14 protein-coding genes are annotated in these 14,507 nt (G+C 37.1%); 10 read left to right on the forward strand and 4 right to left on the reverse strand.

The features are described from left to right. Window positions 1-232: 232 nt before the first annotated feature. Both MKL35_RS06490 and MKL35_RS06495 read left to right on the forward strand, forming a co-directional pair. Window positions 233-1,090 (forward strand): 3'(2'),5'-bisphosphate nucleotidase CysQ family protein, encoded by an 858-nt coding sequence (locus MKL35_RS06490; RefSeq protein WP_270913161.1) that lies wholly within the window; start codon window positions 233-235, stop codon window positions 1,088-1,090. Between the two features lie 57 nt (window positions 1,091-1,147). Further along, window positions 1,148-1,882: a histidine phosphatase family protein gene (locus MKL35_RS06495; protein WP_004709064.1), complete on the forward strand. Its 735-nt coding sequence runs from the start codon at window positions 1,148-1,150 to the stop codon at window positions 1,880-1,882. Between the two features lie 56 nt (window positions 1,883-1,938). On the opposite strand, the gene rpsT is transcribed toward MKL35_RS06495, so the two are convergent. Then, window positions 1,939-2,205: a 30S ribosomal protein S20 gene (gene rpsT / locus MKL35_RS06500; RefSeq protein ID WP_000013652.1), complete on the reverse strand. Its 267-nt coding sequence runs from the start codon at window positions 2,203-2,205 to the stop codon at window positions 1,939-1,941. 212 nt (window positions 2,206-2,417) lie between these two features. On the opposite strand from rpsT, the gene MKL35_RS06505 reads away from it, so the two are divergent. From MKL35_RS06505 to MKL35_RS06540, 8 genes are all read left to right on the forward strand, one after another. Further along, complete coding sequence (locus tag MKL35_RS06505) at window positions 2,418-3,083, forward strand: NAD(P)H-binding protein (protein ID WP_004709063.1); 666 nt, start codon at window positions 2,418-2,420, stop codon at window positions 3,081-3,083. A gap of 11 nt (window positions 3,084-3,094) precedes the next feature. Next, a complete protein-coding gene (rraA, locus tag MKL35_RS06510; RefSeq protein WP_000108826.1) occupies window positions 3,095-3,601 on the forward strand; it encodes a ribonuclease E activity regulator RraA in 507 nt (168 codons plus the stop codon). A 24-nt stretch (window positions 3,602-3,625) separates the two neighbouring features. Beyond that, window positions 3,626-4,405, forward strand: a complete 780-nt coding sequence (locus MKL35_RS06515; RefSeq protein ID WP_032011197.1) for a glutathione S-transferase N-terminal domain-containing protein — start codon at window positions 3,626-3,628, stop codon at window positions 4,403-4,405. A 145-nt stretch (window positions 4,406-4,550) separates the two neighbouring features. After that, entirely contained in the window at window positions 4,551-5,483 is a 933-nt protein-coding gene (locus tag MKL35_RS06520; protein WP_025465737.1) for a Dyp-type peroxidase, read from the forward strand. A gap of 82 nt (window positions 5,484-5,565) precedes the next feature. Further along, window positions 5,566-5,922, forward strand: a complete 357-nt coding sequence (locus MKL35_RS06525) for a hypothetical protein (protein ID WP_004709057.1) — start codon at window positions 5,566-5,568, stop codon at window positions 5,920-5,922. Window positions 5,923-6,056: 134 nt separating this feature from the next. Next, entirely contained in the window at window positions 6,057-9,518 is a 3,462-nt protein-coding gene (gene mfd, locus MKL35_RS06530; RefSeq protein ID WP_106479494.1) for a transcription-repair coupling factor, read from the forward strand. Between the two features lie 201 nt (window positions 9,519-9,719). Next, window positions 9,720-10,154: an HIT domain-containing protein gene (locus MKL35_RS06535; RefSeq protein ID WP_000492048.1), complete on the forward strand. Its 435-nt coding sequence runs from the start codon at window positions 9,720-9,722 to the stop codon at window positions 10,152-10,154. Window positions 10,155-10,206: 52 nt separating this feature from the next. Further along, a complete protein-coding gene (locus MKL35_RS06540) occupies window positions 10,207-11,676 on the forward strand; it encodes an adenylate/guanylate cyclase domain-containing protein (protein ID WP_002050106.1) in 1,470 nt (489 codons plus the stop codon). A 50-nt stretch (window positions 11,677-11,726) separates the two neighbouring features. Here MKL35_RS06540 and fdx read toward each other — a convergent pair whose 3' ends face one another. Genes fdx through hscB form a run of 3 tightly spaced genes read right to left on the reverse strand, consistent with a single transcriptional unit; the run spans window position 11,727 to window position 14,500 of the window. Next, window positions 11,727-12,065, reverse strand: coding sequence for an ISC system 2Fe-2S type ferredoxin (gene fdx / locus MKL35_RS06545; protein ID WP_002049779.1), 339 nt, complete (start codon window positions 12,063-12,065; stop codon window positions 11,727-11,729). A gap of 9 nt (window positions 12,066-12,074) precedes the next feature. Next, window positions 12,075-13,943, reverse strand: a complete 1,869-nt coding sequence (gene hscA / locus MKL35_RS06550; RefSeq protein WP_032011194.1) for a Fe-S protein assembly chaperone HscA — start codon at window positions 13,941-13,943, stop codon at window positions 12,075-12,077. Window positions 13,944-13,981: 38 nt separating this feature from the next. Beyond that, complete coding sequence (hscB, locus tag MKL35_RS06555; protein ID WP_004709049.1) at window positions 13,982-14,500, reverse strand: Fe-S protein assembly co-chaperone HscB; 519 nt, start codon at window positions 14,498-14,500, stop codon at window positions 13,982-13,984. Window positions 14,501-14,507: the final 7 nt, after the last annotated feature.

Genomic DNA, 14,507 nt, shown 5'->3' on the forward strand with positions numbered 1-14,507 from the left:
AGTTGTTTATTTTTCATAAGTTATAATATGTTTTTTTATACAAAATTTAACCTTACTTTCTCTTGAGTAATAAGTGGTTTAATAAGTAAAAATATAAAGAATCAACTTTTAAGGTAATAGAAGACTTCTTAGTTAAAGATAAGAGCTTTTTGTAAGAATACTAGACTGTTGGTGAATACTGAATTTGTCACAATTCACTTATAATGAAAAGGAAAGTAAATAGAGCTTATTTATGTTTATAACAACAACTCGCCCTAATGATGACTTAATTGAACAGCTACTACCAATATTGGAAGAGGCTAGTCAGATCTTATTACAAGAATATCAGAATTATTCAGCTGGATATGAGTTTAATATTCAAGAAAAACATGATGATTCACCTGTGACCCAAGCAGATTTAAAAGTAAATCAATTTTTATTAAAACATCTTGCAGAAATCACACCGCAGTTACCAGTTTTATCCGAAGAAAGCGACTATAGCGCTCGCCACGATTGGTCTTCTTGTTGGATGCTAGATCCTCTTGATGGTACGAAAGAGTTTATACATGAACGAGATGAGTTCACGATAAATTTGAGTTTGATTGAGGGGCGTGAAACTGTATTTTCTGTAATTGTTGTACCGTGTGAACTAGTTGTTTATTTAGGTTATTTAAACCATTTGCCTTTTAAATATAACTTTAGCCAACAACAATGGTACCAATATCAAAAAGAATCTTATTCGACACAAGCGCCTGTACAAATTGGCTTAAGTCATAGTAGTAAAAATCCGAAGTATCAGAAGTTTATTGAGCCAATTGAAAAGAGCCGTACCGTAATTCGACGTGAAGCGGGAAGTGCTTATAAATTTTGCATGATGTTAGAAGGCGAGATTGATATTTACCCTAGATTTCACCCTACATCTGAATGGGATACTAGCTCAGGTCAGGGATTATTAGAAAGTATAGGTGGAGGTTTGCTCACCCTAAAAGGTAAACCATTTGAATATAACCAACGTGATACTGTATTAAACGGGGGCTTTATCGCATTTCGTGATCAGGAAAGCAAAAAAATAGCATTTGAAGCTTTGGCTCAATCGGGTGTTTTGGATTGAGAGTTATTGCAGACATGCTATAGTGGCAAAATATTGAGAAAAGATGACACGATAAAAATGGCACTCGATTTATTGCCTAAAAGCATGTTTGAAGCAATTGATTTATTGCCTGATGCTTCAACTCCTGTAACCCTTTTTACACGTCACTCCTTAAGAGAGCTGGTAGATGGGCAAGGCTTGGCAGGATATGACCTTCAACTTACACCTCAAGGACGTGAGCTTGCACAGGAATGGGGTAGCTATTTAATCAAAAATACGGATCGTGTAATTCAACACTGTATTTCTAGTCCAATTCAACGTTGTGTAGATACTGCTGCACTTATGATTGAAGGTGCAGATGGGGTAAGCCCTGAGCCGAATACACATACAATTGAAATTGTTGAACAAGGCTTACTGGTAGAACCGGGGAGCTTTGTACTCGATATTCAACAGGCTGCACCATATTTTCGTAAACAAGGTGCTTTAGGCTTTATTAATAGTTTTGTGAACAATGCATTACCTGGTATGAAACATCCCATTACTGGGGTTTTAGATGTGTTGGAACTTATTTATCAGACTCATCCTAAAACAAAAAGTGGGCTGAGTTTAGCTGTTAGTCATGACACAATTATTGCTGCCATAGTTGCTGTAATTTCAGGCAACAATCAAATACAAAAGGCAGATTGGCCAGAAATGATGGAAGGCCTGTTTGTGTGGTTTGAAGGGGATGAATTTCCAAATTGTAAATTGAAATGGATTTGGCGAGGCGAAGCTTACGAGTTAGATGTCTCTAAATTTCATAAAGTAGAGTAATTATAAAATTATAGGTAATAAAAAAAGCCCTGTTGGGCTTTTTTTACATGCTTCAATTAGTTAGCTAAAGCTTTAACTTGAGCATTTAAACGGCTCTTATGACGAGCAGCTTTATTTTTGTGGATGATGCCTTTATCAGCCATGCGGTCGATTACAGGAACAGCTTTTTTGTAAGCTTCTGTAGCAACAGCATAATCACCACCAGCGATTGCACTTAAAGTACGTTTGATGTAAGTACGAACCATAGAACGCAAGCTTGCGTTGTGTTTACGCGCTTTAACGTTTTGGCGCGCACGTTTTTTAGCTTGAGCAGAGTTTGCCACTCTTGCACTCCTTGAAAATAAGTTGGTCTGGGCGGGCTGTGGTCAATCCAGTAAACTGGTGTAACCATCACCAGCCCGTAAACAAGTGCCATATTGTGATGAATCAATACCGTGAAGTCAAGCCTTGAGAGCATTTTAAGCCGTTTTAGGGGCTGCTAAAACCGTAAGAAAAGGTTAAATTTGATACAAACTTAAAGAAGGTTGGATAAAAAATGACTATAAGCACGAAAAAAGCAATTGTAGTAGGTGCTACAGGACTCGTTGGATTAGCTCTAGTTGAAGAGCTTGAACAAACACCGGAATTTGAAGCGATTACAGTTGTTGTTAGAAAAGAATCACAACTACTTAATACATATAAAAAAGTTACTCAGTTAGTAATTGAAGATTTTTTATTGCTCAACGATGAAGACGTAAATGATCACACTCACGCATTTAGCTGTTTAGGTACAACTTTAAAAATAGCAGGTTCAAAACAAGGCTTCTATGCAGTGGATTATGAGATAAATGCTCATTTTGCAGACTTGATCCAAGATAAACATATCCATTTTTTAATTGTAAGTGCACTTGGGGCAAATGCTAATTCACCAATTTTCTACAATAAGGTTAAAGGACAATTAGAAGACTATATTCAGAGTTTAGGCATCGAAAAATTATCTATTTTTAGGCCATCTTTATTAATTGGTAAACGTAGCGATGTGCGTTTTATGGAAGATTTAGGACAAAGTCTTTTTAAATTCATTGAAAGTAAATGGAATAAACCATTCAAATATAAACCTGTTACAGCAGAGCAATTGGCTCATACCATGGTTGTAGCGGCGCTAACGCAAATTGAAGCATTTAAACGATATGATAATCTCAGCATACAACAAACTCGATAGGGAGAATAAAAGTGTCAACAGTACCATTTGTGACATGTGATTTATTGGATGATAACCCGGAAAAAGATTTACAAGTGGTCACGCCCTCAATGGACGGTAAGTTCTTTAAAAGTTACGGTGCACGTCAAACTTTTGGTGGACAAGTTGTGACTGTAAAGTGTTTTGAAGATAACTCGCGTGTAAAAGAATTATTGGCTACAGATGGTACAGGGAAGGTATTAGTTGTAGATGGTGGTGCTTCAATGCGCTGCGCACTTATGGGAGATATGATTGCTGAATCAGCAGTTAAAAATAACTGGAATGGTGTGGTTATTTATGGCTGTGTACGTGATGTTGATGCACTTGCGACTCTGGATTTAGGGGTACATGCATTGGCTGCAATTCCACAAAAAAGTAATCGTAAGGGCATTGGTGAAGTAGATATTCCTTTGTATTTTGGTGGAGTCACAATTCAATCTGGCGATTTTATTTATGCAGATAACAATGGAATTGTGATTGCTAAGGAAAAATTAGTTTAGCTCCACAATATAAAGGAACGTGTAATGGTGAATCATCAAATTAAAGTGCTGCAAGCAGTAGCATCTGCAATTGCTCAAGGTGGTAGAGGGGTTACAGGTACAGCATTTCCTAATCAGCCTGTTAACGCTCTAAAACTTTATGAGTTTGAAGGTTCACCATTTTGTCGGCGTGTTCGTGAAGTGATTACACTTTTAAATTTGGATGTGGAAATTTACCCATGTCCTAAAGGGGGAACAAGATATCGTTCAGTCGTAAAAGAAATAGGCGGTAAATTGCAGTTTCCATTTTTAATTGATGAAAATACAGGCGATAAACTATACGAATCACAAGATATTATTCATCACTTATTCAAACATTATGGTAAGACAGGGCAAACGCCTCAGAAATTTTCAAATTATCCTGAAAAACCATATGTTGCATTTGCTGGAACCTTATTAAATGGTGCTCGTGGAGTCTGGATTGATAAAAAAATAGTAAATCGGGCCGCACCTGAACATAAACTTGAATTATGGAGTTTTGAAGCAAGCCCATATTCAAGAGTAGTAAGAAATGTACTATGCGAACTTGAAATTCCTTATATTTTGCATAATGTGGCTAAAGAAAGATGGCAAGATATGGGGCCTGCTATTCTTCGCTTAAAACCGGGAAAATATGTACCCTTAAAGGGTGGTAAACGAGAAAAATTGTTGCAGATTATGCAAGGAAAAATGCAAGTGCCTTATTTAGTTGATCCAAATACAGGCGTTAAAATGTTTGAATCTTCCCAAATTGTAAAGTACTTAAAAAAACAATATGGTGGCTAAATATAACTTAGAAAAATTACAAGAGATTGGGATCGTTCAATCTCTTTTTTAATAGTTGAGAACCATAAGAAATCGTACGATAAAAACATGAATATGCTAAATTACTACCGTAAATTACCAAAATAAGGCCTGTTTTATGGAATGTATGAGAATTCAGCCTGTAACGAGTCATCCTGGAGAAAATGCATTATTTATTGTATTAGGATTAGCTCAAGGTGATTCTGTTGTAGAAAAAGTAAAAGATTTTGCAGCTAATTTTTCAGCGTTAACTAGAAGTTTGTCTAATCGTTATCCAGAAAGTAAATTTAATGCCACATTCGGTTTTAGCTCAAATGCGTGGGATATCTTATTTCCAGAACAATCAAAGCCTCAAGAATTAGAAACATTTCAAGAAATCAAAGGTCCAAAGTACACAGCCGTTTCAACACCAGGTGATTTATTCTTTCATATTCGTGCTGATCGACAAGCTCTCTGCTATGAATTGGGAAGTATTATCAATGAACAGTTGGGTAAAGTGACTTATCCAATTGATGAAGTACATGGTTTTCGTTATTTCGATGGCCGTGCAATTATTGGCTTTGTAGATGGAACAGAAAATCCTGAACCTGTAATTGCAGCGCAGTGGGCTCTAGTGGGCAGTGAAGATCCCGAATTCATTGGGGGAAGTTATGCATTTATTCAAAAATATACCCATGATATGGAAAAATGGCGTGCTTTAAGTGATGAAGAACAAGAAAAAGTAATTGGTCGTAAGAAGTTTAATGATATTGAACTCGGTGATGATGAAAAGCCTTTAACAGCTCATAATGTTGTAAGTAAAGCGCATGATGCGGAAGGTAATGAGCTAAAAATTATGCGTGCCAATATGCCTTTTTCTAACCCTTCAAAAAATGAATATGGGACTTTCTTTATTGGATACTCGCGTAAATTTAGTACAACCCGTCAAATGCTTGAAAATATGTTCTTAGGAAATGAGCAAGGTCATCTTGACCGCTTACTTGACTTTAGTACTGCCCAAACAGGTACTTTATTTTTCGTACCGACAGTAGATTTTCTAGATGACTTGGGTGACGAGTAGGCATTAAAAAAATAAACTTAGATGGTAGAGGTGAGTAGATTACCTCTACCATATAAATTGAAAATTAATAAGATGTGATGAAATGTTTAAAAAGTTAAGCCAGCTTTTTCAAGGCTCGAAAGAGTCACCAGAGCAATTATATTTACAGGAGAATCAGCTCAGTTTTGATTCAGAGCGTGGTCCGGTTATTAAAGATGTCGTGATTAATGAAAAGTGGTCAGAGCACCTTGAATATTTTTCAAATCGTAAATTACAGAACTTTGATGATTTACGTAAGTTATTCCAAATCACACCACAAATTAATGAAAAAATTGATTTAGAAATTGCAAATCAACGCTATGTCGAAAGGTTAGGTAATACTCAAGAAAAGTTGCTTGAACTTAAAGCAATCATACAAATATTGAACCAATATTATGTGATGTTTCTACGTGATAAATAAGTTCAAACATTTGTTTAAGAACTATAAAAAAGTATCGTAAAGTAGTAGCTTGATTTCAGAAAAATAACTCAATTCAATAAAAACATCATGCTACTATTAACCTCATACCTTTTTAGCTCATAAAAGCCATATACATGTTTCAACAAGAAATCTCTCAATTGAATTTGCAACAGCTCAAGGCCGGTGAAAAGCGTTGGGTGGGGTCATTATTAGGTTCATCAGCAGCTTTATTGCTTAAAGAAATTGCGAATCAGCATCCTTCTTTATTAGTTTTAGTCGCTCGAAATAACCAACATGTTGCTCAATTAGAAAGTGAACTTGAGTTTTATGGAATAAAACCGACAATTTTTCCCGATTGGGAAATTTTGCCTTACGATAGGTTATCTCCGCATCAGGATATTGTCTCGGAACGTCTTGCGATTTTATCGAATATGCTGCAGCAAGGCGTATTACTCATTTCAGCAAGTACTTTGGCTCAACGGGTTGCGCCTTACTCATGGGTTTTGGGTAAGCACTTTGATATAAGAGTGGGGCAAAAATTTGATTTAGAACAGCAAAAACTAAGATTGGTTCAGGCTGGCTACCATTTGGTAGATACAGTTTATGATCATGGAGAATTTGCTGTACGCGGTAGTATTATGGATATTTTTGCATCTGGGCAAGAAGCTCCTATCCGAATAGATCTATTTGATGACGAAATTGATTCGTTAAAATTCTTTGACCCTGAAACCCAGAGAACAACCACAACGTTAAAAAGTTTTACTGTTCTACCAGCTAAAGAGTTTCCATTAAAAGAAGCACGGTCAGTTTTTAGAGATCGTTATTCTGAGTTTTTCCCGACAGCAAACCCTAAGAAAAATCCAATTTATCAAGATGTTTTAGATGGTATAGCATCTCCCGGAATTGAATTTTATTTACCATTATTTTTTGATAAAGAACAAATGCAATCGCAAAGTATGTTTACAACGTACTTGCCAAAGAATTGCATTGTAATTACAACTAGTGATGTTGATACCGATTTAACTAACTTCTGGAAAGAAGTTATGCGTCGTTATGAAGATCGACGTCATAATATTGATCAACCTATTCTTGCTCCTGAAGAGTTATTTATTTCTCCAAATAATTTGCTGAGTGCTTTAAATCAGTTTCCGCGCATGCTTGTAAGTGCAGAAACTATTGAAGAAAAAGCTGGTGCACTTAACCTTAAAACTGAGCAACCCCGTAAATTACCGGTCGATCCAAAAAAAGAGAAACCATTTGCAGCTGTAAAAAAATATATTGATGAAGCAAACCATCCTGTTCTATTGGTTGCAGAAAGTGCAGGACGCCGAGAAAGTTTAAAAGATGCATTGCGTTCAAGTTTGGGTGAAATTCCGAATGTAGAGAATTTTGAGCAATTCAAAACCAGTCAATTTGCAATTGCGATTACCAATGCACCTTTAGACCGTGGTTTACTTATAACTGATCAATTAACAGTTATTTCAGAAAATCAGCTTTATGAACACCGAGTTGTACAGCGTCGTCGTAAGCGTCAACAGGAAGTTTCTGAAGAGTTTCTAATTCGAAGCTTAACTGAGCTAAGTATTGGTGCTCCTGTCGTACATATTGATCATGGTGTGGGACGTTATGCTGGCTTAATTACACTTGCTATCGAAGGTCAAGACTATGAGTTCTTACAGCTAGATTATGCTGAAGATGCCAAAGTTTATGTCCCAGTAACCAACTTACATCTAATTAGCCGTTATAGTGGCGGCGACCCAGATTTAGCACCGTTACATAAAATTGGTACTGATGCTTGGAGTAAAGCAAAACGTAAAGCATTAGAGCAAATTCATGATGTTGCAGCCGAGCTTTTGCATATTCAGGCACGTCGTCAGTCAAAACCTGGTTTTGCTTTTGAATTGGATCAGTCGCTTTATATGCAATTTGCAAGTGGCTTTGCGTATGAAGAAACACTTGATCAGGCCAATGCAATTGAAGCTACGTTGTATGATATGCAGCAAGCAAAACCAATGGATAGATTGGTATGTGGTGATGTGGGTTTTGGTAAAACCGAAGTGGCCATGCGAGCAGCATTTGTTGCAGTACAAAATGGTAAACAAGTTGCAGTTTTAGTTCCTACCACGTTACTTGCCCAACAGCATTATGAGTCTTTTAAAGATCGTTTTGCTGATTGGCCTGTTCGTATTGAAGTGTTATCACGATTTGGTTCGAACAAAACTCATTTAAAAAATATTGAAGACTTGGCGGATGGTAAAGTCGATATTGTGGTAGGCACACACAAGTTATTACAAGAGAATGTTCAGTTTAAAGATCTAGGCTTAATGGTCGTGGATGAGGAACATCGCTTTGGTGTACGTGACAAAGAGCGAATTAAGGCTTTGCGTGCTGATGTTGATATGTTGACCCTTACGGCAACTCCAATTCCTCGTACGCTTAATATGGCTTTTTCGGGAATGCGTGATTTATCGATCATTGCCACTCCACCAGCACGTCGTTTAGCAGTAAAAACGTTTGTTCAAGAACATACAGATGCTTCAATCAAAGAGGCGATTTTGCGTGAGTTATTACGTGGTGGACAAGTTTACTTCTTACATAATGAAGTAGATACCATTGAGCGAGCGGCTGAAAATATTCGTATGCTTGTGCCAGAAGCACGCGTGGCGGTAGCACATGGACAAATGCGCGAACGTGAACTTGAGCAAGTTATGCAGCAGTTCTACCACAAAGAATATAATGTGCTGGTGTGTTCAACCATTATTGAAACGGGTATTGATGTTCCAAATGCCAATACAATTTTAATTGAACGTGCAGATAAGCTTGGTTTAGCACAATTGCACCAGTTACGTGGACGTGTAGGTCGTTCACATCACCAAGCTTATGCTTACTTATTGGTGCCTTCAATCAAGCACTTGAAAGGTGATGCTGAAAAACGTCTTGATGCAATTCAACGAGCTTCTACATTAGGCGCAGGCTTTATGCTCGCTACGGAAGATTTAGAAATTCGTGGTGCTGGTGAATTGTTGGGTGAGCAACAAAGCGGTTCAATGCAGGCGATCGGATATAGCTTGTATATGGAAATGCTTGAGAAAGCGACTAAAGCAATTCAACAGGGTAAAACACCGAATTTCGATGCACCATTGTCGTTAACTGCAGAAATTAACTTACATATTCCCGCACTTATTCCGGATGATTACTTAGGTGATGTTCATCAACGTTTATTATTCTATAAACGTATTAGTAATACAGATACTCAAGAAAAACTGGATAATATTCGCATGGAGCTTATTGACCGTTTTGGTGTTCCACCGCAATCAGTTAAACACTTGTTTAGCGTGCATCAGATCCGCTTAAAAGCGGAGCATTTGGGTATTACAAAAATTGATATTAATACTCAAGGCGGCAACATTGAATTTTCACCAGATACTCCAGTTCAGGCGATTAGTATTATTCAACTCATGCAAAAGAACCCGACCTATTATCGTATGGAAGGTGGACAGCGCTTGAAAGTGATGGTGCAGCTTGAAGACTATGAAAAACGAATTCAATTTATCAATGATTTACTACAAAAATTGATGAGTGAATTACATGCCTGAGTCCAGTTTTTTGAATAAGCCATAACTGATCAGGGCATTTGTCTTGTTGTGATTGGATTTTATGTACTTTTTTATACCTTGAGATATGAATAAGTGCATAAAATCATTGTTATTTGTAAGTAAACGGACTACTAATAATATTCACATCAAAACTGATGTGATAGTATTAGCCATTATTGTTTATTGTCATTTATAAAAGATATGTTTAGTTTGCATCCACAACTTGCTCAAGATACTTTTTTTGTAGGCGATTTCCCGCTTTCAACATGTCGTTTAATGAATGATATGCAATTTCCTTGGTTGATTTTAGTACCTCGTGTACCAGGAATCACGGAATTATACGAATTAAGTCAAGCTGACCAAGAACAGTTTTTACGTGAATCAAGCTGGTTATCTAGCCAGTTATCTCGCGTTTTTCGTGCTGACAAAATGAATGTTGCAGCTTTAGGTAATATGGTACCTCAATTACATTTCCACCATGTTGTCCGCTATCAAAATGACGTAGCTTGGCCTAAACCAGTGTGGGGTACACCAGCTGTACCATACACAAGTGATGTTTTAGCTCACATGCGTCAGACCCTTATGCTTGCTTTACGTGGTCAGGGTGATATGCCTTTTGATTGGCGCATGGATTAAATCAATGTCATGCCACATGTGAGTGTGGCTACATTGAAATGTGGAGGATAGGGTGCAATTAGAGAGGTTTATAGATCGGGAACCTAAGCAGTTTGCATATTTTCATCGTTTGATGGGGTATTCCATTCTGTCATTGATTTTAGTGATCTATGCCTTTACCTCACCAAATACTAATTATCAAATCTATATTCCTCCTTTCTTTCTTTTTTTACTTTTTGTTAGTTCTAAATTAGAGCACTGGTTACAGTACCAATTTGATAAGAAAACCCAAAAAAGTGTTTTCTTTGCGATAGATGCAATTGTGGTGGCGGTTACTCTAGCAGGCGTACACCTCAATCTTGTTCCTACATTTATTGCACTTTTTGCATTATTTTACTCAGCAATTAATAGTCGTATTTCGTTTGCAGTGATTTGTTTAACGAGTCTGCTTGGTGCGATTATTTTTTATTTAAGTACTTTTTTTCTATTTGGTTTTCATCCATATTTTGAAGCCACAAGCCAAGAATTAACGGTAATTACCCTACTTGGTTTAGTGATGTTTATCACTATTGGAAATTACTACCAACATCGCTGGGTAAAAAAAATTAGTCAGCAACGCCAGCATTATTATGACCAAATGACGCGTTATATCGCTTTTGCTAATCAGTTAAGCCGCTATGCTCCATTGCAATTATGGCAGTCGATTATGCGTGGTGAAGCTGAAGCAAAAATCGAATATAAACGTAAAAAAATGACCGTATTCTTTTCTGATATTCAAGGTTTTACTGAATTGTCAGAAACCTTAATTCCAGATGACTTGGCCTTCTTGCTTAATGATTATTTAAGTCATATGACTGAAATTGCGAAGCAATATGAGGCGACTGTCGATAAATTTATGGGAGATGCAATCCTCATCTTTTTTGGAGATCCAAATTCACAAGGTGTTGAACAAGATGCCAAATCTTGTGTAGAAATGGCAATTGCTATGCGTCAGCAAATGAAGTTGCTGCGTGAGCGTTGGAAAAAGATGGGATATTCAGCCTTGCATATCCGTATGGGTATTAGTACGGGTTATTGCCACGTTGGGAATTATGGGGCAACACATCGTATGGCTTATACAATTGTAGGTCGTGATGTAAATTTGGCGGCGCGTTTACAGTATGCTGCTGAAATTGATGAAATACTCATTTCTGATGATACTTATCAACTCATTAAAAGTGATTTTCTATGTGCACCGAAAACCCCAATCTATTTAAAGGGAATTCAAGGTGCAGTAAAAACATGGCAAGTCATGGAAAAATACACAGGAAATAAATCAGATCATCAACAATGGTTTGATTATGAATATAAAGGTTTCCATTTAGTATTGAACTTAGAAGAAGTACAAAACTACGAATATCCGGAATTGGTTGAAGTGCTTGAAAAGATGATTCAACGTATTAAAGTTCAACAAACTTTAATTAATACTCAAGGTGTTGCTCAGCTTAGACTTGAGGATGAAGTTAAACCAATAAATATTGATCAAGAGCAAGATCAGGTATAAATCATATAAATAAAAAAAGCTGCTTAAGCAGCTTTTTTTACCATTAAATCTTAATGATTTTCTGAAGCATGATTAATTGTGTATTTCGGAATTTCAATTTCAAGATCTTCGTCTACAATTTTAACCTGACATGAAAGGCGAGAGTCAGGTTCTAAACCCCAAGCACGGTCTAAAAGATCGGCTTCAACATCGTTCATCTCTTCTAAGCTATCAAAACCTTTGCGGACAATCACGTGGCAAGTTGTACATGCACAAGACATATCACAAGCATGTTCAATTTTGATACCTTTATTGAGCAAACTTTGGCAAAGATTTGCATTTTGTTCAACCTCAAATTCTGCACCTTCAGGGCAAATCTGAGCATGAGGAAGTACTTTAATACGTGGCATATTGATCACCTATACCTTTTTGTTTGATTTTGACCAATCGTCGAGCTTTGTGCCTTTTAAGGCATGGTCAATATGTCGGTTCATTCGTAATGCTGCAAAAGCGTCACTATGTACTTTAAGCTGTTGAACAGCATGTTCAATTGCTTGAATATCACTACCTTCGAGCTGAACTTTTAATGATTCTTTTGAGGAATTGAGTTCTGCAAGTTGCTTTTCATCAAGTAAATCAGCATCTACTTTTAAGGCTTGCTCTAGAGCTTCAAGTTCACGCTCTGCTTCAACTTTGGTTTCTTTTAAGTGACGAAGATTTTTGTCTTCTTCGGCATGTTGGAAACCTTCAATTAATAAGCGTTCTGTATCTGCCTCAGATAAACCATACGATGGTTTGATATCGATATGAGCTTGTACACCAGAAGTTGCTTCACGAGCAGAAACAGTAAGTAAGCCATCAGCATCAACTTGGAAAGTGACTTCAATACGGGCTTGACCGGCAGTCATTGGCGGAATGCCATGGAGTACAAATCTACCTAATGAGCGGCAATGTTCAACTAAATCACGTTCACCTTGAACCACATGAATTAACATGGCAGTTTGGCCATCTTGATAGGTTGTGAACTCTTGACGACGTGCAACAGGAATAGCTGTATTACGAGAGATCAGACGTTCAACTAGACCTCCCATTGTTTCTAAACCAAGAGAAAGTGGAGTGACATCTAGAAGAAGTGACCCATCTTGACTATTACCAATTAACTGGTTTGCTGTAATTGAAGCACCGATTGCTACAACTTCATCTGGGTTAATTGTGCAAAGAGGTTCTTGATTAAAAACTTCACGTACAGCTTTTTGAACTGCATAAGAGCGGGTAGAGCCACCCACTAAAACTACATTTTGAATGTCAGTCAAATCAAGCTTTGCATCACGCAATACACGCTTACAAACACTGATTGTTTTATCTAAAGCAACTTGAATAATATTTTCAAATGTAGGTCGGTCTAGTGTAAGAGGTCTATCAAGCAGTTTTAATTCAACTGAATCTTGAGTAGATAATTGCTCTTTAGCTTGACGTGCTGCAACTATAAATACTGCATAGTCTTCATTACTTAATACATCAATATTAAGCTGCTTTTTTGCCCATTTCACAATGAGGCGGTCTAAGTCATCACCACCTAAAGCGGTATGGCCGCCGGTCGCTAAAACTTCAAATACGCCTTGTGAAAAACGTAAGATTGATACATCAAAAGTACCACCGCCCAAATCGTAAATTACATAATTACGGTCGGTCTCTAAATTACTTTCTTGATCTAATCCATAAGCTACTGCGGCAGCTGTAGGTTCATTTAATAAACGTAATACGTTTAAGCCTGCAAGTTGAGCTGCATCGCGAGTTGCTTGACGCTGAGCTTCGTCAAAATAAGCAGGAACTGTAATCACAGCGCCATTAACGGGATTTTGTAAGCTGTCTTCAGCACGATCTTTTAATTGTTTTAAAATTTCGGCTGAAATTTCTACTGGTGTTTTGCGCCCGGCACGTGTTTCAAAAGCAGGCATTTCATTTTCTGAGCCTACTAATTCATAAGGATGCTGAAACTTAATGTCTGCTTTTGAGCGTCCCATAAATCTTTTAACAGATACAATCGTATTTTTGGGATCTGCAATGATAAATGGTTTAGCTTCTTCACCATAATGAGTTGTATTGTCCCCATAATGAACGATAGAAGGAAGTAATCTTCTATTTTGAACATCATTGAGTACTTTAGGTTTGCCTGATAACACTGTCGCAACTAATGAGTGTGTTGTTCCTAGGTCAATACCAATCGCAATGCGATGTTGGTGTGGGGCACTGGATTGACCCGGTTCAGCAATTTGCAAAAGTGCCATGAGTTAAATCCCTTGAAAATAAAGTAGAGAAAGCAAAATTAAAAATCATCGTCTAAATCAAAGCTGTCTTCTTCATCTAACAGTTGATCTTCTGCTTTATCAATATCGTTTAAAACACGTTGAAAGAAACGCAACTTACGTACGGTATCACGTGCTTCAGCCCAATCTTCTTCGTTGTAATCAATTTTGAATTCACGAACCAAGCCATCAATCCATTGTTGTACTTCCAATCTTAACGTACGTAAATGTTCAGGTGATGTCGCTTCATCAAGTTGTTCACGAAGTTCTAATGCAGATTGTAGAAATTCAAAATCACTAATAGATTGGTCAAGATGATGATCTTGCTTTTTAAGAGCTAAAAGGTAGGCAGCGCGGCTATCAACTTGTGAAAGCGTTTTAAAAGCTTGATTGATTTCACTTGATTTGATCAATGCTTGATCTTTATCTGCGGCTTTATCTGGATGATATTGTTGTTGCAAACTCAAGAAATTTGATTTTAAGCTTGCCAAATCGATATCGAGTGCCACAGGTAAATTGAACAACTCAAAATGATTCATTAGAAAT

Source organism: Acinetobacter sp. AOR41_HL (assembly GCF_027854645.1).
In the GTDB taxonomy this organism is placed as follows: Bacteria; Pseudomonadota; Gammaproteobacteria; order Pseudomonadales; family Moraxellaceae; genus Acinetobacter; species Acinetobacter nosocomialis.

Coding starts and splice junctions, on each gene's coding strand:
- hscB (WP_004709049.1), bottom strand. CDS start 14,500: ATGAATCATTTTGAGTTGTTCAATTTACCTGTGGCACTCGATATCGAT.
- MKL35_RS06525 (WP_004709057.1), top strand. CDS start 5,566: ATGTTTAAAAAGTTAAGCCAGCTTTTTCAAGGCTCGAAAGAGTCACCA.
- MKL35_RS06505 (WP_004709063.1), top strand. CDS start 2,418: ATGACTATAAGCACGAAAAAAGCAATTGTAGTAGGTGCTACAGGACTC.
- MKL35_RS06490 (WP_270913161.1), top strand. CDS start 233: ATGTTTATAACAACAACTCGCCCTAATGATGACTTAATTGAACAGCTA.
- MKL35_RS06515 (WP_032011197.1), top strand. CDS start 3,626: ATGGTGAATCATCAAATTAAAGTGCTGCAAGCAGTAGCATCTGCAATT.
- MKL35_RS06495 (WP_004709064.1), top strand. CDS start 1,148: ATGGCACTCGATTTATTGCCTAAAAGCATGTTTGAAGCAATTGATTTA.
- MKL35_RS06535 (WP_000492048.1), top strand. CDS start 9,720: ATGTTTAGTTTGCATCCACAACTTGCTCAAGATACTTTTTTTGTAGGC.
- hscA (WP_032011194.1), bottom strand. CDS start 13,943: ATGGCACTTTTGCAAATTGCTGAACCGGGTCAATCCAGTGCCCCACAC.
- fdx (WP_002049779.1), bottom strand. CDS start 12,065: ATGCCACGTATTAAAGTACTTCCTCATGCTCAGATTTGCCCTGAAGGT.
- MKL35_RS06520 (WP_025465737.1), top strand. CDS start 4,551: ATGAGAATTCAGCCTGTAACGAGTCATCCTGGAGAAAATGCATTATTT.
- mfd (WP_106479494.1), top strand. CDS start 6,057: ATGTTTCAACAAGAAATCTCTCAATTGAATTTGCAACAGCTCAAGGCC.